Annotated in this window: 15 protein-coding genes; 5 read left to right on the forward strand and 10 right to left on the reverse strand. The window is 72.7% G+C overall.

Translation table 11 applies throughout. The features are described from left to right. Nucleotides 1–11: 11 nt before the first annotated feature. The gene (locus ACYQ1L_RS05895) at nucleotides 12–458 is read right to left on the reverse strand and encodes a hypothetical protein (RefSeq protein ID WP_460003310.1); all 447 of its coding nucleotides are present in this window, start codon (nucleotides 456–458) and stop codon (nucleotides 12–14) included. Between the two features lie 49 nt (nucleotides 459–507). Between ACYQ1L_RS05895 and ACYQ1L_RS05900 the strand changes: the two genes are divergently transcribed. After that, nucleotides 508–714, forward strand: coding sequence for a DUF3499 family protein (locus ACYQ1L_RS05900; RefSeq protein WP_292718085.1), 207 nt, complete (start codon nucleotides 508–510; stop codon nucleotides 712–714). 49 nt (nucleotides 715–763) lie between these two features. On the opposite strand, the gene ACYQ1L_RS05905 is transcribed toward ACYQ1L_RS05900, so the two are convergent. Then, entirely contained in the window at nucleotides 764–1,609 is an 846-nt protein-coding gene (locus tag ACYQ1L_RS05905; RefSeq protein WP_460003311.1) for an RDD family protein, read from the reverse strand. A 16-nt stretch (nucleotides 1,610–1,625) separates the two neighbouring features. Between ACYQ1L_RS05905 and ACYQ1L_RS05910 the strand changes: the two genes are divergently transcribed. Further along, a complete protein-coding gene (locus ACYQ1L_RS05910; RefSeq protein ID WP_460003312.1) occupies nucleotides 1,626–2,618 on the forward strand; it encodes a stage II sporulation protein M in 993 nt (330 codons plus the stop codon). Nucleotides 2,619–2,642: 24 nt separating this feature from the next. Here the strand turns inward: ACYQ1L_RS05910 and ACYQ1L_RS05915 are convergent, their stop codons facing one another. From ACYQ1L_RS05915 to ACYQ1L_RS05950, 8 genes are all read right to left on the reverse strand, one after another. Next, nucleotides 2,643–3,419, reverse strand: coding sequence for an aquaporin (locus ACYQ1L_RS05915; protein WP_460003313.1), 777 nt, complete (start codon nucleotides 3,417–3,419; stop codon nucleotides 2,643–2,645). Nucleotides 3,420–3,590: 171 nt separating this feature from the next. Next, nucleotides 3,591–5,834: a catalase/peroxidase HPI gene (gene katG / locus ACYQ1L_RS05920; RefSeq protein ID WP_460003314.1), complete on the reverse strand. Its 2,244-nt coding sequence runs from the start codon at nucleotides 5,832–5,834 to the stop codon at nucleotides 3,591–3,593. 84 nt (nucleotides 5,835–5,918) lie between these two features. Then, nucleotides 5,919–6,338: a Fur family transcriptional regulator gene (locus ACYQ1L_RS05925; protein ID WP_460003315.1), complete on the reverse strand. Its 420-nt coding sequence runs from the start codon at nucleotides 6,336–6,338 to the stop codon at nucleotides 5,919–5,921. A gap of 168 nt (nucleotides 6,339–6,506) precedes the next feature. Further along, nucleotides 6,507–7,817 carry a DUF58 domain-containing protein gene (locus tag ACYQ1L_RS05930; protein ID WP_460003316.1) on the reverse strand — a complete coding sequence of 437 codons (1,311 nt, stop codon included), beginning with the start codon at nucleotides 7,815–7,817 and terminating at the stop codon, nucleotides 6,507–6,509. Nucleotides 7,818–7,836: 19 nt separating this feature from the next. Further along, nucleotides 7,837–8,760, reverse strand: coding sequence for an AAA family ATPase (locus tag ACYQ1L_RS05935; RefSeq protein WP_460005764.1), 924 nt, complete (start codon nucleotides 8,758–8,760; stop codon nucleotides 7,837–7,839). 176 nt (nucleotides 8,761–8,936) lie between these two features. Beyond that, a complete protein-coding gene (locus ACYQ1L_RS05940) occupies nucleotides 8,937–10,118 on the reverse strand; it encodes a DUF4350 domain-containing protein (protein ID WP_460003317.1) in 1,182 nt (393 codons plus the stop codon). A 44-nt stretch (nucleotides 10,119–10,162) separates the two neighbouring features. Then, complete coding sequence (locus ACYQ1L_RS05945; RefSeq protein ID WP_460003318.1) at nucleotides 10,163–10,861, reverse strand: DUF4129 domain-containing protein; 699 nt, start codon at nucleotides 10,859–10,861, stop codon at nucleotides 10,163–10,165. Further along, on the reverse strand, nucleotides 10,858–12,288 hold the full coding sequence (locus ACYQ1L_RS05950) for a glycerophosphoryl diester phosphodiesterase membrane domain-containing protein (RefSeq protein WP_460003319.1): 1,431 nt from the start codon (nucleotides 12,286–12,288) through the stop codon (nucleotides 10,858–10,860). Before ACYQ1L_RS05950 ends, ACYQ1L_RS05945 begins: the two co-directional genes overlap by 4 nt. A gap of 198 nt (nucleotides 12,289–12,486) precedes the next feature. Between ACYQ1L_RS05950 and mtrA the strand changes: the two genes are divergently transcribed. The 3 genes from mtrA to ACYQ1L_RS05965 are packed head-to-tail and all read left to right on the forward strand — an operon-like array spanning nucleotide 12,487 to nucleotide 16,620. Continuing rightward, on the forward strand, nucleotides 12,487–13,167 hold the full coding sequence (gene mtrA / locus ACYQ1L_RS05955) for an MtrAB system response regulator MtrA (RefSeq protein ID WP_460003320.1): 681 nt from the start codon (nucleotides 12,487–12,489) through the stop codon (nucleotides 13,165–13,167). A gap of 58 nt (nucleotides 13,168–13,225) precedes the next feature. After that, nucleotides 13,226–14,923, forward strand: coding sequence for an MtrAB system histidine kinase MtrB (gene mtrB, locus ACYQ1L_RS05960; protein ID WP_460003321.1), 1,698 nt, complete (start codon nucleotides 13,226–13,228; stop codon nucleotides 14,921–14,923). Further along, nucleotides 14,920–16,620, forward strand: a complete 1,701-nt coding sequence (locus ACYQ1L_RS05965) for an LpqB family beta-propeller domain-containing protein (RefSeq protein ID WP_460003322.1) — start codon at nucleotides 14,920–14,922, stop codon at nucleotides 16,618–16,620. The genes mtrB and ACYQ1L_RS05965 overlap by 4 nt, the downstream gene beginning before the upstream one ends. The last annotated feature ends 14 nt before the right edge of the window (nucleotides 16,621–16,634 follow it).

The raw sequence follows: 16,634 nt of genomic DNA on the forward strand, positions 1-16,634 counted from the left end.
GACCGGAGACGTCACTCGTCGGTGTCGAAGCCGCGCGGGTCCAGCTCCCACGGCTCGCGTCCGATGTACTGCGCAGCGGCACGGAAGACCGCGCCCTCGATGGCGACCCGGCGGTGGGCCGCGTCGTCGTGCCCGGGCTCGAGCAGCCGCTCGATCGGCACCCGGAACAGCACGATGCGCTGCGCGGCGGTGTCCACGAGCCAGCGGGGCAGGCCGTCCGGATCGGCGTGGGCCGGCATCGCGGCGATCTCGATGCGCACGGGACGCAGCTCGGGCCACATCGAGCGCAGCAGCTCCACCGCGGATCCGACGTGCAGATCGAACGTGTCGAGGCGGCTGTCCAGCGGCGGCAGCGGCGGGCGGACGACCGAACTCCGGCCCAGGCGGCCGTGCCGGCCGTGGCGGTCACCGCGGCGCGGCGCGACGGCGGCACGACGGGTTCCACGGGCACGGCGCATGCGGCAAGTCTAAGCGGCGGGCGGCATGCCGGCCGCTACCCTGAAGGGGATGTACGGACGACTCTGCTCCAAGGTGGGCTGCGCGCGCGAGGCCGTGGCGACCCTCACCTACGACTACGGCGACCAGATGGCCGCGCTCGGCCCCCTCGGCGTCGAGAACGACCCGCACGCGCACGACCTGTGCGCCATCCACGCCGAGCGTCTCTCCGTGCCGGCCGGCTGGATCGTCGTCCGGCACGAGACGCTGCAGGCCTGACGGATCCGCCGAAGAGCGTCGATCCACAGGCGGTTCCTGGGCGCGACCTTCAGCCGCCGACGTCCACGCCGCTGAGCTTCCGCACGCGCTCGTCCGCGATGCGCAGCGCGCGGCTCTCGCGCTCCCGGCGCAGCACGGTCGCGGCGACCAGCACGGCCTCGGGCGGCGCCGTCGGGACCGGCGAGATGTACGCCGATGCCTCCGCGAGCAGCTCGTACGCGATCCGGGCGCGCGCGGCGGGCAGCAGCTGCGGCGCGCTGTCGAGGAACTGCGAGATGCGTCGGGCGAGGCGATCGGGCATGCGCGCGACGTCGGCGATCGCGGCCCAGGATTCCAGCCCCGCCGGCATCGCGATCGGGCGCGGGTTCAGCCGCGGGGTGCGGACCTTCTGGCTGTACGTGCCGGCGACGAGGTCGCCGAGGCGCTGCGAGCGCGCCGTGAACGCCGCGGTGAGGAAGGCGACGGCGCCGAAGGTGAGATAGGTCTCGAACACGCCGACGAGGGCGCGGATGAAGGCGTGCCGGAACCCGGCGGCACCGCCGTCGACCCGCACGATCCGGCCGCCCACGGCGAGCCGGCCGAGGCTGCGTCCATGCGTGAGGGTCTCGATCGCGCAGGGCAGGACGACGAACGCGGTCACCAGCGCCAGGACGCTCAGGATCCGGTCGAGGGCGGGGTCGCCGACGGTGACGATGAGCCAGAGGCGCACCACGAGGTAGCCGGCGAACACGGCCCAGCACAGCGCACCGTCGATGAGCGCGCCCAGCGCCCGGAAGAACAGCCCGACCGGCTGCACCTCGATGGCCACCGCCTCGCCGGAGAGCACCTCATCGTCGCGGTCGAGGGCCGCCGAGTGCGCGCTCGCGGCGGTGCTCGGGAGCGCGGCATCCGACATGAGTACAGTAAAGCAGGTGGACGCCGACGCACTCGCCGATGCCAGGAGCCGCGAGTGGGCGCGCCTGGACGAGCTCAGCCGGGAGCGACTGGACGGCGCCGGCGTCGACGAGCTGATCACGCGATACCGTGCCGCGTCCGCCGATCTCGCGGACCTTCGCAGCTCCGTCGGCTCCTCGCCGCAGAGCGCTCACGTGTCGACGATCCTCGCCCGCGCACGGCTGCGCCTGACCGGGCAGGGCGACAACGTGCTGCGCCAGACGGGTCGCTTCTTCACACGTCAGCTCCCCGCGGCTCTGTACCGGCTGCGCTGGACCACCCTCGTCATCGCGCTCGCGAGCCTCGCCGTGATCGTCGTGGTCGCGATCTGGATCACCTCGGATCCGGCTCTCGTCGCGGCTCTCGGATCCAAGGCCGACCTGAAGCACTACACCGAGCACGCCTTCACCGACTACTACACCGAGAACCCCGCGGCGGAGTTCGCGGGCATGGTGTGGACGAACAACGCGTGGATCGCCGCGCAGTGCGTGCTGCTCGGCATCACCGGGATCTGGCCGGTCACGGTCCTCATGCAGAACGCCGTGAACGTCGGCCTGGCCGTCGGCGTCATGTTCGCCTACGGGCGCGGCGACGTCGTCGTGCTCTATCTGCTGCCGCACGGCATGCTCGAGCTGACCTGCATCTTCGTGGCCGCCGCGGCGGGCCTGCAGATCTTCTGGGCATGGCTGGTGCCCGGGGAGCGCAGCAGGGGCGAGGCGCTCGCCGCCGCCGGACGTTCCCTCGGCACGGTGGCGCTGGGCCTCGTCTTCGCGCTCGGTCTCTCCGGCCTGGTCGAGGGATTCGTGACCGGATGGGGGCTGCCCTGGCCCGTGAAGATCGGGATCGGCGCGCTCGCCCTGGCGGTGTTCCTCGCTTACATGCTGATCCTGGGGCGCCGCGCGCAGCACCTCGGCGAAACGGGCGACCTCACCGAGTTCGAGGCGGGCACGCCGACGCTCACCGCGGGCTGAGCCTGTTCCGGCGAGCCGGTGGCGTCAGCTCCGGATCTCGCCGGGGCCGCGCCCGTCGAAGAGGGCGCGGTAGGCGAAGCCCGCGATCAGGGCCCCGACGCTGGGGAACACGAGGAACACCCACAGCTGCGCGAGCGGGCCGACGCCGCCGTAGATCGCGGTGGCGAGCGAGCGGGCCGGGTTCAGGGAGGCGTTGTCGATCGGCAGCGTCGCCAGCACGCCCAGGGACAGGGTGAGGCCGATCGCGATGCCCGCGAAAGGCGTGCCGCGCACCGGGTGGGTGACCCCGAGGATCACGAACAGGAACAGGGCGGTGAAGACGACCTCGGCGATGATCGCCGCCCAGGCGCCGAAGCCGCCGGGGGAGAGCGTCCCCCAGCCGTTGCTCGCGAAGCCCGCGTCCTGCGCGCGGGGCAGCCAGCCGTCGGGCCCGAACGTGCCGATCAGGGTGAGCACCGTCGACGCGACGACGCCGCCGACGCACTGCGCCACGATGTACGGCCCGACGTCCTTCCAGGCGATGCGGCCCGCCGCAGCCGCGCCGAGCGTCACGGCCGGGTTGAAATGACCGCCCGAGATCGGACCGAACGCGTAGACGCCCACCAGCACCGACAGGCCGACGGCGAACGCCACGGCGAGGTAGACCGCGCTCTGCGCCCCGGGATCCGTGAACCGGCCCGACGCGAAAAGGGCCGTGCCCATTCCGGCGGCGACGAGCAGGAAGGTGCCCAGCCCCTCGGCGACGAGGCGCGGCACGAGCGGCGACGCGGGGGCCGCCGATGCGTCGATGGGGGAGGACATGGGACTCCTTGCTCTCGGGCGCCGCGGCGCCGTCCGTGAGCGAGACTACCGGCGAAGCCGCGGCGCGCCCGGCAACGGCGACGGCCCGCCCCGGATCGGGACGGGCCGTCGTGGTTCCGGATCCAGGCCCTTCGACGGGCTCAGGGACCGGATCCGGATCGATCCTCGAGGTCAGCGGACGTCGAAGCGGTCGAGCTCGGCGACCTTGACCCACGCCTTCACGAAGTCGTCGACGAACTTCTCCCGGGCGTCGTCGCTGGCGTAGACCTCGGCCAGCGCGCGGAGCTCGGAGTTCGAGCCGAACACCAGATCGGCGCGCGTGCCCACCCACGTCTTCTCGCCGGTCACGTCGTCGGTCGCCTGGAACGCGTGGGATCCGGGATCCAGCGGCTTCCACGTCGTGTTCAGGTCGAGCAGGTTCACGAAGAAGTCGTTCGTGAGCGCGCTCGGGGTCTTCGTGAGCACGCCGTAGGCGGATCCGTCCCAGTTGGTGCCGAGCACGCGCAGACCGCCGACGAGCACCGTCATCTCCGGCGCGGACAGCGTGAGCAGGTTCGCGCGGTCGACGAGGAGCTGCTCGGCCGGGATGGCGCGCGCCACGTCGCTGACGTAGTTGCGGAAGCCGTCGGCCTGCGGGTTCAGGTACATGAAGGACTCGACATCGGTCTGCTCCTGCGTCGCGTCGGTGCGCCCCGGCGTGAACGGGATCTCGACCGCGCGTCCGGCCGCGGCGGCGGCCTGCTTCACGCCGACGTTGCCGGCGAGCACCACGAGGTCGGCGAAGGAGACCTGCGCGCCGCCGGCGGCGTTGAACGCCTCCTGCACGCCCTCGAGCACCGGGATGATGCGCGCGAGCTCGGCGGGGCGGTTGACCTCCCAGCTGCGCTGCGGCTCGAGGCGGATCCGGCCGCCGTTCGCCCCGCCGCGCTTGTCGCTGCCGCGGAAGGACGCGGCCGCGGCCCAGGCGGTGGAGACGAGGTCGGAGACGCTGAGGCCCGTGGCGGCGATGCGCTGCTCCAGATCGGCGATCTCGGCGGGGCCGATGAGCGCGCCGGTGTGCGCCGGCACGGGATCCTGCCAGAGCAGGTCCTCGGCGGGGACCTCGGGGCCGAGGTAGCGGCTCTTCGGGCCGAGGTCGCGGTGGGTGAGCTTGAACCAGGCGCGGCTGTACGCGTCGGTGAACGCCGCCTGGTCGTCCTTGAACCGCAGCGAGATCTCGCGGTAGATCGGGTCCTCGCGCAGCGCCAGGTCGGTGGTGAGCATGCGCGGCTCGCGGCGGCCCCCGCCCTGCGACTCGGGGACCATGTCGAGGCCTGCGCCGTCCTTCGGCTTCCAGTGCTTGCCGCCGCCGGGGCCGGTGGTGAGCTCCCAGTCGTAGGCGAACAGGATGTGGAAGAACTCGTTGTCCCAGCGGGTGGGGTGGTAGGTCCAGGTGACCTCGAGACCGGATCCGATGGCGTCGATGCCGTGGCCGGTGCCGTGGCTGCTCTTCCAGCCCAGGCCCATCTGCTCCATCGGGGCGCCCTCGGGCGACTCGCCGACGTTGCCGGCCTCGGGGGCGGCGCCGTGGGTCTTGCCGAACGTGTGCCCGCCCGCGATGAGGGCGACGGTCTCCTCGTCGTTCATGGCCATGCGCCCGAACGTCTCGCGGATGTCCTTCGCGGCGAGAAGCGGATCCGGGTTGCCCTCGGGGCCCTCCGGGTTGACGTAGATGAGACCCATCATGGTGGCGGCGAGGGGCTTCTCGAGCGAGCGCTCGCCCTGCTCGTCGGTCGAGATCCGGGCGCTGGAGTCGAGCCAGATCTTCTCGGATCCCCAGTACACGTCGTCGTCCGGCTCCCACACGTCCGGACGGCCGCCCGCGAAGCCGAAGGTGGGCATGCCCATCTCCTCGTGCGCGACGTTGCCGGCGAGGATCATCAGGTCGCCCCAGCTCAGCGCCTTGCCGTACTTCTTCTTCACCGGCCAGAGGAGGCGGCGGGCCTTGTCCAGGCCCACGTTGTCGGGCCAGCTGTTCAGCGGGGCGAAGCGCTGCTGGCCGGTTCCGCCGCCGCCGCGGCCGTCGAACACGCGGTAGGTGCCCGCAGAGTGCCAGGCCATCCGGATCATGAGCGGGCCGTAGTGGCCGAAGTCCGCGGGCCACCACGGCTGGGACTCGGTGAGCAGGGCCGCGATGTCCTTCTTCACCGCGTCGAGGTCGAGCGCCTCGAACGCGGCGCGGTAGTCGAAGTCCTCATCGTAGGGGTCTCCGACCGCGGGGTTCTTCGCGAGCTGGCGCAGGTTGAGGCGCTCGGGCCACCAGTCGGTGTTGCCGGTGCGGCGGCCGGCGGGCCGGGACGTGCCGGCGTGATCGATCGGGCACTCCGCGGCGTTCGCGGATGCGGTGCTGATCTCGGATGCAGTGTCGAGTGACATCGCAGATCCTTTCTCTTCTGGGGTCGGTCACGGTGCGGCGGTCACCGCTCCGGACGCATCCGGAGCGGGCGGCGCAATTCTCGGTCAGGCGGCGGTGTGCACCTCGTCGCAGGCGGCGCAGATCGCGCGATAGGTGACGGACGCCTCCAACAGGCGCATGCCGTGGTCTTCGGAGGGGTGCAGGCACGGGGAAGCGCCGACGGCGCACGCGACGACCTCCAGACGGCCGCACCGCACGCACTGCATGTGGTGGTGGTTGTCGTGCGGCTCCACCTCGAACAGCGCGCGGTCGGCATCGGGCAGGCTCACCCGGCGGATGATCCCCGCCGCGGCGAGATCACCGAGGATCGCGTGCACGGTCGGCAGGGCGATGTCGGCACCGGCGACCGCGTTGTGGATCCGGTCCGCCGAGCTGTGCGGCGCGAGCGCCAGCGCCTGCAGCACGGCGATGCGCTGCACCGTGACCCGCAGCCCTGCGCCGCGGATGATCGCCGAGGTGTCCATGCGCCCACCGTAGTCTTTTTCTGAATGATTCAGGAAAAGGTGGGTGCGCGGGCGTGTCGCCCCGCTGGATCCGCGAGACTGCACCCACGCTATGAGACTGCAGCAGACTGTCGCGGTCTCGTCGCTCCGTTGCAGTCTCGCGATCTGGGGGACGCGGTGGGGCCGGCGTCAGAGGCGGCCGGCGGCCTTGAGCTCGAGATAGCGGTCGGCGATGCGCGGCGGCAGGTCGTCGGGATCCGCGGCGAGCGGCTCGGCCCCCGCGCGACGGATCGCATCGGCGACCCGGGCGGCGTCGGCGAGGGTCCGCTCCGCCGCGGCGGCGAGGTACACGTCCTCCCGGGAATCGCGGGCCCGCACGAGGTCGTCGATCGAGACGTCGGTCGCGGATCCGACGAGGATCGTCGTCGCGCGGGAGACGTTCGGGAACGCGCCGAGGAAGGAGCGCGCGCCCTCCACCGCGTCCTGCGCGGTGAGCACCACGATGAGGGAGGGGCGGGTCGTGACGGTGCGGATCGCCGCGAACGCCGCACCCCAGCCGGTGTCGACCAGGCGCGCGTGCACCGGCGCCATCGCGTCCGAGAGCGCGGGCAGCAGTGCCGGTCCCTCGACGCCGCTGACGCGGGCGCGCACGGCGCGGTCGAACAGCAGCAGGTGCACGTGATCGCCGGCGCGCTGGGCCAGCGCGGCCAGCAGCAGCGCCGACTCGTACGCCGCGTCGAGCCGCGTGCCATCGCCGACGCGGGCGGCCGCCGTGCGGCCCGTGTCGATGAGGATCACCACGTGGCGGTCGCGCTCCGGCCGCCACGTGCGCAGCATGGTCGTGCCGGCGCGGGCGGTGGCGCGCCAGTCGATCGAGCGCACGTCGTCGCCGCGCACGTACTCGCGCAGCGAGTCGAACTCGGTGCCCTGGCCGCGCACCTGCACGCTGGTGTTGCCGTCCAGCTCGCGCAGCCGCGCCAGGCGCGACGGGAGGTGCCGGCGCGACGTGAACGGCGGGAGGATCCGGATCGCGCCGCGCACCCTGTGCCGGCCCTGGCGCCCGGCCAGCCCCAGCGGTCCGGTCGAGCGCACGGCGACGAACTCGCTGCTCAGCTCCCCGCGGCGCCGGGGGAGCAGCGCGATCGTCAGCCGGCGCCGCTCGCCCGCGGGCACGTCCAGCCGCGCGCGGCCGCGCGCGGCGGCACCGGCGGTCGGCTGCCAAGCGTCGCGGAGGCACCCGCGCAGGGGGCGCTCGCCGAGGTTCTGCACGATGACCGCCGCGGCGACCGGCTCGAGCTGGCGGCCGCGGTTCGGCACCTCGCGGGTGATGCGCAGCGCCCCGAGCGCGGCGGCGCGCAGCACGTCGATCCCGACCAGCACCGCGCACAGCGCGAGCCAGCCGAGCAGCACGAACCACGGCGGCGCTCCGAGCATGCCGAGCAGCACGATCGGCACGACGCCGAACGCGGCGACAATCACCAGGCGGCCGGTGAGGAACATGATGCGGCGGCTCCGGGGTTCAGATCGGCACGCGGGTCTGCTGCACCACGCTCGTCAGCACGGCGTCCGCGGAGACGCCCTCCATCTCGGCGTCGGGACGCAGCTGCAGGCGGTGCCGCCACACGGGGATCAGCATGGTCTGCACGTGGTCGGGGGTGACCGCGGTCGAGCCGTTCAGCCACGCCCACGCCTTCGCCGCGGCGAGCAGCGCGGTGGACGCGCGAGGGCTGGCACCGAGCTGCACCGACGGCGACTGCCGGGTGGCGCGGGCGAGGTCGACCACGTAGCCGAGCACGTCGTCCGTCACCTGCACCCTCCCGGCGGCCTGCTGCGCGGCGAGGATCTCCTCGGCGGTGACCACGGGATGCAGATCCGTGAGCTCGCGAGGGGAGAAGCCGTCGGCGTGGCGGCGCAGCACCGACACCTCGGCGTCGCGCTCGGGCATCCCGACGACGAGCTTCATCAGGAAGCGGTCGAGCTGGGCCTCGGGCAGGGAGTAGGTGCCCTCGTGCTCGATCGGGTTCTGCGTCGCCGCGACGAGAAACGGGTCCGGCAGCGGCAGGCTGGCGCCGTCGGAGGAGACCTGGCGCTCCTCCATGGCCTCGAGCAGCGCGGCCTGCGTCTTCGGCGGGGTGCGGTTGATCTCGTCGGCGAGCAGGATGTTCGTGAACACCGGGCCGCGGCGGAACTCGAACTCACCGGTCCGCGCGTCGTAGACGAGGGACCCGGTGACGTCGCCGGGCATCAGGTCGGGCGTGAACTGCACGCGCTTCGTGTCGAGGCCGAGCGCCCGGGAGAACGAGCGCACCACGAGCGTCTTCGCGACGCCGGGCACACCCTCCAGCAGCACGTGGCCGCGCGCGAGCAGGGCGACGAGCAGCCCGGTCACGGTGCCGGCCTGGCCGACGACGGCCTTGTCCACCTCCGCGCGCACGCGCTGCATGGCCTGCCGCAGTGCCGCGTCCTCGGATCCGGGCGCCGCGGGCGTCGACGGGGCGGATGCGGCGGCCGTCGTCGCACCCGTCTGCACGGCCGGCGCCGGCGCGGCGGGAGGTGCGGGCGGCGCCGGCGGGTATCCCGGCGCGGCGGTGGATGCGGGGCGGTAGCCCTCACGGTCGGTCACGGGCTGCTCCTTTCGATGCGGACGGCGTTCTCGACGGCGGTCTCCAGCTCGGCGAGGCGGCGGGCGTAGGGCACGAGTTCGGCGTCGGTGCCCGGCAGCCCGCCCGCCAGCAGGGCGCGGCAGGCGGCGCGATCGACGCGGATCCGGTCCGCCGCCGCGTCGGCGACCGCCCCCGGGTCCGCGCGGGCGGCGAGCCCGAGCCGGGAGGCCAGGCGGGCGAGAGTTCCCGCGCGCAGTGCCTCCGCGGCGTGTGCGGCGTCGGCCGCCTTCGCGGTGAGCCGGGCGCGGCCGAGCATCGTCTCGGAGGCGCGGACCGTCACCGGCAGGGTCTCCGCGACGAGCGGACCGAACCGGCGCCCGCGCCACACGGCGGCGAGCAGAGCCGTGGACATGCCCAGCACGATCACTGGGGTCACCCAGCCGGGGGTGAGATCCGCGAGACTCTTCGGCACGTCGACGTCCTCGCGGTCGGTGTCGTCGTACGAGGGCACGTACCAGATCACGTGCGGACGATGCCCGAGCAGGGCGAGGCCGAGCGCTGCGTTGCCGTGCTGGGCGAGCCGCTCGTTGGTGAACAGCGCGGCGCCGTCGACGATCGCGCGGCGTCCGCCGTCCGCGTCCGCGATCAGCACGGCCGCGCCGTCGTCGTCCCCGAAGCAGGCGGTGACGCCCGGCGCCGGAGCGAACAGCTGTCCCGGCGCGATCGTGCCCACGTGCGCGAAGGCGGCGACGGAGCAGTCGGGGCGGACGGTCGGCGGGGAGGACGGGAACGCGTACGCGCCGAGATCCAGCATCCGCAGCATGCGGGCGCTCGGCGAGACCAGCACCACGTCGCTCGCCGCGTCGATCAGCTTCCCGGCGGCCGCGTCGGTGAGCGGATACGGATCGCTCATGACGAGCGTGGTGCGGTCGTCGAGCCGGTGCTCGGCGTCGGCGCGGCTGCGGACGACGTCGACCGTCACACCCTGCTGCCGCAGGATCTGGGCGAGTGCCTGCATGCCGCCGGGACCGGGACGCTCCGGATCCAGGCTGTCGCGCTGTGCGACCGACGGCGCGCTGAGCAGCAGCCCGGCCGCGGTGGCGACGAGGACGAGGCCGATCACGACGATCCAGCCGAGCACCCGCCGCCCGCGGCCGGGGACGCGCACGAGCGTGCCCGCTGCCGCGGCGGCCGCCATCGCACCGCCTTCGGCGCGTGCCGAAGCTGCCGGTGGCGCGGCCGTCATGCCGGCACCGCCTCGGGCAGCACGGGGCGCAGGGCGCGGAGCCGGTCGTCCGTGCCGGCGAGCGCCCGGTACAGTTCGGCGGTTCCGGCGCGGCCGAGGTAGCGGACGTCGTCGAAGGCCACTGCGGCGTCGTGCAGCGCCTCCCGTTCGGAGGGGAACGGCACGGCCGCCTCACGGGCGATGGTCTGCGCTGTGGCGCCCGGCGCCGGCGCGATGAGGTCGCGCTCGATGAGGGAGCGCGCGATCGCGCGGTAGCGCAGCACGATCGCCTCCGACCAGTCCTCGTCCCGCGCGGCGCGGTCCGCATCGGCGCGAAGCTCGGCGGCGGAGCGGTCGTCGGCCGAGCCGAGCAGCACCGAGCGCGACGGGCGCGACTGCGAGCGCCGCGGGCGCCCCCAGATCAGGAGCACCACGATCAGCGCCCCGACGAGGATGGCCCCGAGCACGATCGCCGCCCACGGGCCGAGGTCGGTCGCGTGCTGGGGCGTGAACAGTCGGATCAGGAAGTCCACGATCGCGCGCGCCCACTGATCGATGAGCGTGGGCTTCGCCGCCTGGTACTCCGGCTTGGCGAGCTCCTTCTCCGCGAGCTCGCGCGCCGCGTCGCCGTCCGGGATCAGCGGGATCACGGCGAGAGCGATCCCGTAGGCCCCGGGGTGGGCGAGTCGCGCGAGACGGGCGGAGGCTCGGGTCATGGCCGATCGGATCCGGGCGCGGCCCAGCCGTCATCCTGTGTCGGCGCCCACGGGCTGTCCTGCGCGGGCGGGATCGGGGCGACGCGAGGCGGCGGCGCGGCGGGCGCGGAGGCCGGAGCGGCGTACGGCGGCGGCGCTGCCGGGTACCCCTGCGGTGCAGGAGAGCCTTGCGGTGCGGCGTATCCCTGCGGTGCGGCGTACCCCTGCGGCACCGGGTACCCCTGCGGCACCGCGTACCCCTGCGGTGCGGCGTACCCCTGTGGCGGCGCGTATCCCGCGGGCGCCGGGTACCCCTGCGCGGGACCCGGAGGCAGCGGGTACGGCACCGCCCGGGGCGGACGGAACCCGGCGCGGATGGCCCGCGCCGGATCGGTGCGGAACGGATCCGAACCGTCATCGACGCCCGCGGCGCGGCGCTCCATCGCCGCCATCAGATCCTGGTCCAGCCCCTCGTACCGCATCCGGCAGTCGATGTAGACGAGCGCGCCCGCCGTCGACTGCACCACCGCGCTGATGGACTGCAGGACCACGACGAGGATCTGGGTGATCACCAGACCGACGATCGCGCTCGCGGTGAAGGAGATCTGGGTCATCCCGGTGGGGTTGAGCACCGGACCGAACAGGCCGGTGATCAGGTTCCCGATGAAGCTGATGGCCTGGGTTCCGATGTACATGATCAGACCGATCAGGAACACGATCCCGAACGCGAACCAGAACCGACCGCGGGTGAGCCGCCAGGAGCGGACGATCGCCTCCCGCACGCGGGCCCGCTCCAGCACCAGCAGGGACGGCACCAGCATGAGCTTCGTGCCGATCCAGGCAGAGAGCGCGAGGAGCACCGGAATGCCGAGCAGCATGACGAGCACGGAGATGCCGATGCCGGTGCTGTCGAAGCCGGTGGGCACGGCGATCGCGAGGACCGGCACGCCCAGGATCAGCAGGACCGCGACCACAGCGCCGGCGCCGTACAGCAGCGTGTAGCCGATCAGGCGCCAGGCGGCCGGGCGCACGCGGGACCAGAGCGCGCCGAGCGTCGCGCTCTCGCGCAGCACGGCGGCGCGCACGTCCGCCGCCACGATCCCCTGCACGATCGCCGTGAAGGCGACGGAGAAGAGTCCCATGACCAGGCCTGCCAGCCCGATGAAGGCCGCCGAGCCGATGGACAGGGTGGTCCACTCCTCGCTGCCGGGCTGCACGGTCTCGAGCCGGCTCAGCGTCGCGAATGCGACGGATCCGATGACGGCGAGGATCACGATCGCGACCAGCAGCTGCACGACGACCGCGAAGCCGAACAGCACCTTCGGGTTGTGCCGCAGCGCCGCGAACGACTTGCCGAGGATCGTGCCGAAACCCAGCGGGCGCAGCGGGATCAGGCCCGGTTTGGGGGCAGGGGTCCAGCCCTGCGCGTTCACACTCTGCTGGCTCACGAGTCCTCCGGTTCGCGTGTGGGTCCATCGTGTCACACCACCGGGACCGGGATCCGGCCGCGATGGACGCCGCGGCAGGATCCGACGAGTTCGGCGAGCGGTGAAGTACGCTGGTCCGACGTGGGGGGCGCCGATCCGCGCCTCGCACGCGCCCGAAGCGATCCGAACAAACGAGATCCGAAAGACGACTGCCCGCCCATGACCTCACGCATCCTCGTGGTCGATGACGACACGGCCCTGGCCGAGATGATCGGCATCGTGCTGCGCACGGAGGGCTTCGAGCCCGTGTTCTGCGCGGACGGCGCCAAGGCCGTGGAAGAATGGCGCAGCCAGCGTCCCGACCTCGTGCTGCTCGATCTCATGCTGCCCGGTATGGACGGCATCGAGATCTGCACCCGCATCCGCGCCGAGTCCGGCGTTCCCGTGATCATGCTCACGGCCCGCAGCGACACCGCGGACGTGGTGCGCGGACTCGAGGTCGGCGCCGACGACTACATGGTCAAGCCGTTCAACCCGAAGGAGCTCGTCGCGCGCATCCGCACCCGGCTACGTCCGACGCCGCAGTCCACGAGCGAGGTGCTGCGCATCGGGGATCTCACGATCGACGTCGACGCGCACGAGGTGCGGCGGGCGGGAACACCGATCGCGCTGACGCCGCTGGAGTTTCAGCTGCTGGTCGCCCTGGCCTCCAAGCCGCAGCAGGTGTTCTCCCGGGAGATGCTGCTGGAGCAGGTCTGGGGCTACCACTACAAGGCCGACACTCGGTTGGTGAACGTGCACGTGCAGCGCCTGCGCGCCAAGGTCGAGCTCGACCCGGACAACCCCCGCATCGTTACCACGGTGCGCGGCGTCGGATACCGCGCAGGGAGCGTGGTCTGACCCGGCACGTCCGCCGCGACCACCGCTGCAGAGCACTTCCGTCGATGAAGATCCGCCGATGACGAACACCGTGGCGCTCGCGAATGCGGCGGTGCGCGGTGCGCGCCGCAGCAGCAGGCGGATCGCGCGGCTCTGGCGCCAGTCGCTCCGCTTCCGCACCCTGGTCATCGCCCTGGCGCTCACCAGCGTCGCGGTGCTCGTGACCTGCGTGCTGATGGCGCTCGCGGTGCAGAACAACCTCTGGGAGGCGCGCAAGGATCAGGCGCTGCACGACGCGCAGCGCGCGGCGAAGTCGGCGCAGGCGGTCCTCAGCTCGGCGAACACGCAGGGCACGCAGACCGCCGTGATCGGGCTCCTGCGCGATGTCAGCGACACCGTCCAGACGGTGTCGTCGTCGCGGGTGGTCGGCGTCTTCCCGCTCGACTCCGGACCGTCGTCGGCCGGATTCACGCTCAACGGCTTCGACAGGGACGCGCTCGTCACCGACCAGCTGCAGCAGCGCGTGGCCAAGGACGGCACCAAGCAGTGGTGGCAGCCGGTCGCGCTGCGCGACGCCGACGGATCCCAGCACGCCGGGCTCCTCGTCGGACAGCAGCTGACCGCCGCGGGCTCGGGGACGGGGTCGTACGCGCTGTACATCGCGTACGACCTGACGGACACGGAGCAGACGCTCGTGCTGGTCCAGGGGAGTCTGTGGATCGCGGGCATCGTGCTCGTCGCGCTGATCGGGCTGATCGCCTGGTTCTCCCTGCGCACCGTGGTGCAGCCGATCACCGAGGCGGCGGACACGAGCGCCCGCTTCGCCGGGGGCGACTTCGACGTGCGCCTGCCCGTCCACGGCCAGGACGAGCTGGCCACGCTCGGGCGCTCCTTCAACGCGATGGCGGACAGCATCGAGGCCCAGATCAAGGAGCTCGGCGAGCTGTCCCTCATGCAGCAGCGGTTCGTTTCCGACGTCTCGCATGAGCTGCGCACCCCGCTGACCACCATCCGCCTCGCGGCCGAGATGCTCAACGACCGCCGTGAGGAATTCGACCCGACCACTGCCCGCACGGCGGAGCTGCTGCAGACCCAGGTGCACCGGTTCGACACTCTGCTCGCCGATCTGCTGGAGATCAGCCGCTACGACGCCGGATCCGTGCAGCTGGAGACCGAGGCGACGAGCCTCGCCCATCTCGCGGAGGACCTGGTCGACGAGATGCGCCCGCTCGCGCAGACGCACGACACCGAGCTCCGCTTCGTCGCGCCCGGTGGCCACACCCCGGTCGATCTCGATCCGCGACGCGTGCGGCGCATCCTCCGCAACCTCATCGGGAACGCGATCGAGCACGGCGAGGGGCGCCCGATCGTGATCACCGTGGACAGCAATCAGAACGCGGTCGCGGTCGGCGTGCGCGATCAGGGCCTGGGGATGAGGCCCGAGGACGCCGAGCGGGTGTTCGACCGGTTCTGGCGGGCGGATCCGTCCCGGCAGCGCACGATCGGAGGCACCGGGCTCGGACTCTCGATCGCCCTGGGCGACGCCCGGCTGCACCGCGGCACGCTGACGGTGTGGTCTCGCCCGGGGGAGGGCACCAACTTCGTGCTCACCCTGCCGCGCGGATCGCGGCCGCTCGATGGGGCGTCACCGGTGCCTCTGGAGCCGATCGACGCGATCGCCGAGATCGGCGTGAGCACCGACCCGATCACCATCTCGCCGGCGGGCGCGGCGCGCGCATCGGCCCGGCAGTCGGAGGACGGCGAGGAGGAGTCATGAGGATCGTACGGATCGTCCGCGGCGCCGCGGTCGCTCTCGCGCTGCTCGCGCTGACGGCCTGCGCGTCGCTCCCGGTCACCGGCGACGTGCGCCCCGGCCTCGCCGCGAATCAGAGCGACGGAGGCTCCGATCTCGCGTTCGTGCCCCAGGGGCCGTCCGACGGGATGGATCCCAAGGAGATCGTCCGCGGCTTCATCGACGCCGCATCCAGTCCGAAGGACAGCTGGGGCATCGCCCGGCAGTTCCTCACATCCGGCGAGGCGCAGAAGTGGAAGCCGGATGCCGGGGTGACGATCGACACGGGCTCGGCGGAGCGCCGCTACGACGCGCCGGAAGTCACGAAGGAGACGACTTCCACCACGGTGCACCTGGCGCTGCAGCAGACGGCGACGGTCGACGAGACCGGTGCGTACTCGGGGCAGCCCGTCGGCCGTGCCGCAGAGCTCCCGTTCGCCCTGGAGAAGAACAAGAACGGCCAGTGGCGGATCTCGCAGGCTCCGGACGGCATCGTGCTCGACGCCGACTCCTTCGCGGCGGCCGACGTGTTCGCGCCCTATTCGCTGCAGTACTTCGACCCGACCTGGACGTATCTGGTGCCCGACGTGCGGTGGTTCCCCAAGCGGGAGAACACGGCGAGCCGCATCGTGCAGTCGCTCGTCGGCGGCAAGCCCAGCCCGTGGCTCGCGAACGGCGTGCGCACGGCGTTCACCGGCGATGTGGCGCTCGCCCGCAACACCGTCACTCCGGAGTCGCAGGTCGCCGAGATCGTGCTCACCGATGCGGCGCTCGACGTGGATCCCGTGACGCTGTCGCGGATGCGCACGCAGCTCGAGCACAGCCTGATCGGCATCGGCGTGCAGCAGGTCAAGATCACCATCGCCGGCCGCGACACGAACGCCGGAACCATCCCCGCCGCGTCGACCGCCGTCGATCCCCGGCCGCTCGTGCTCACCGACAAGGGCTTCGGCTTCCTCGCCGGCGGCGCCCTCGCGCCGATCGGCGGCGTCTCCGCCCAGGTGCAGGGGTTCCCGCAGCCGATCAGATCGATCAGCGCCGCCAGCGGCGCGCAGCGGGTGGCGGTGCAGGGTGCCGATGGCGTCGTGTACGCGATCGCCGACGGCAAGATCGACCAGATCGACGGCCGCGGCGGGCTGATCGCGCCCACCCTGGACCCGTTCGGCTACATCTGGACCGTTCCGGCGCAGTCGCCGGCATCGATCGACGCCTGGTCCACGTCGGTGGCGCCCCGGCCGATCGCCGGTCCCCAGGATGCGGCCCAGGCCACCTCGTTCGCGGTCAGTCGTGACGGTGCGCGGCTGGCCATGGCCGTCGTCGCGGGCGGCCAGTTCCGGGTGGAGGTCTTCGCGATCACGCGTGACGACCGCGGCGCGCCGACCGCGCTGGGTCAGGTGAACGTCATCGCCTGGCCCAGCGGCGCCGTGAACGTCGCGTGGCTCGACGACACGACGGTGGGCGTGCTGGGTGCCGACGGCTCGAACCTGGTGCTGCGCGAGCAGCAGGTCGGCGGACCCGCCAAGACGATCGACGCGCCCGATGCCGCTCAGACGCTCGCGCCCGCGTCGCCGACCGCGAACGTGCGCGTCCTGGGCGGGGGAGTGCTGTATCAGCGCAGCGGGCCCAACTGGCAGCAGGAGGGAACGGGCGTCAAGGTGCTCGCCGTGCAGCTCGGCGGCTGACCCGATCGCCCTGC

It is taken from the genome of Microbacterium xylanilyticum (genome assembly GCF_054654695.1).

What these genes read in the sequence shown, in the direction of transcription:
- ACYQ1L_RS05900 (WP_292718085.1), top strand. Translation starts at nt 508, where the DNA reads ATGTACGGACGACTCTGCTCCAAGGTGGGCTGCGCGCGCGAGGCCGTG.
- ACYQ1L_RS05940 (WP_460003317.1), bottom strand. Translation starts at nt 10,118, where the DNA reads ATGGCGGCCGCCGCGGCAGCGGGCACGCTCGTGCGCGTCCCCGGCCGC.
- ACYQ1L_RS05945 (WP_460003318.1), bottom strand. Translation starts at nt 10,861, where the DNA reads ATGACCCGAGCCTCCGCCCGTCTCGCGCGACTCGCCCACCCCGGGGCC.
- ACYQ1L_RS05915 (WP_460003313.1), bottom strand. Translation starts at nt 3,419, where the DNA reads ATGTCCTCCCCCATCGACGCATCGGCGGCCCCCGCGTCGCCGCTCGTG.
- ACYQ1L_RS05930 (WP_460003316.1), bottom strand. Translation starts at nt 7,817, where the DNA reads ATGTTCCTCACCGGCCGCCTGGTGATTGTCGCCGCGTTCGGCGTCGTG.
- katG (WP_460003314.1), bottom strand. Translation starts at nt 5,834, where the DNA reads ATGTCACTCGACACTGCATCCGAGATCAGCACCGCATCCGCGAACGCC.
- ACYQ1L_RS05965 (WP_460003322.1), top strand. Translation starts at nt 14,920, where the DNA reads ATGAGGATCGTACGGATCGTCCGCGGCGCCGCGGTCGCTCTCGCGCTG.
- mtrB (WP_460003321.1), top strand. Translation starts at nt 13,226, where the DNA reads ATGACGAACACCGTGGCGCTCGCGAATGCGGCGGTGCGCGGTGCGCGC.
- mtrA (WP_460003320.1), top strand. Translation starts at nt 12,487, where the DNA reads ATGACCTCACGCATCCTCGTGGTCGATGACGACACGGCCCTGGCCGAG.
- ACYQ1L_RS05925 (WP_460003315.1), bottom strand. Translation starts at nt 6,338, where the DNA reads ATGGACACCTCGGCGATCATCCGCGGCGCAGGGCTGCGGGTCACGGTG.
- ACYQ1L_RS05905 (WP_460003311.1), bottom strand. Translation starts at nt 1,609, where the DNA reads ATGTCGGATGCCGCGCTCCCGAGCACCGCCGCGAGCGCGCACTCGGCG.
- ACYQ1L_RS05935 (WP_460005764.1), bottom strand. Translation starts at nt 8,760, where the DNA reads ATGCAGCGCGTGCGCGCGGAGGTGGACAAGGCCGTCGTCGGCCAGGCC.
- ACYQ1L_RS05895 (WP_460003310.1), bottom strand. Translation starts at nt 458, where the DNA reads ATGCGCCGTGCCCGTGGAACCCGTCGTGCCGCCGTCGCGCCGCGCCGC.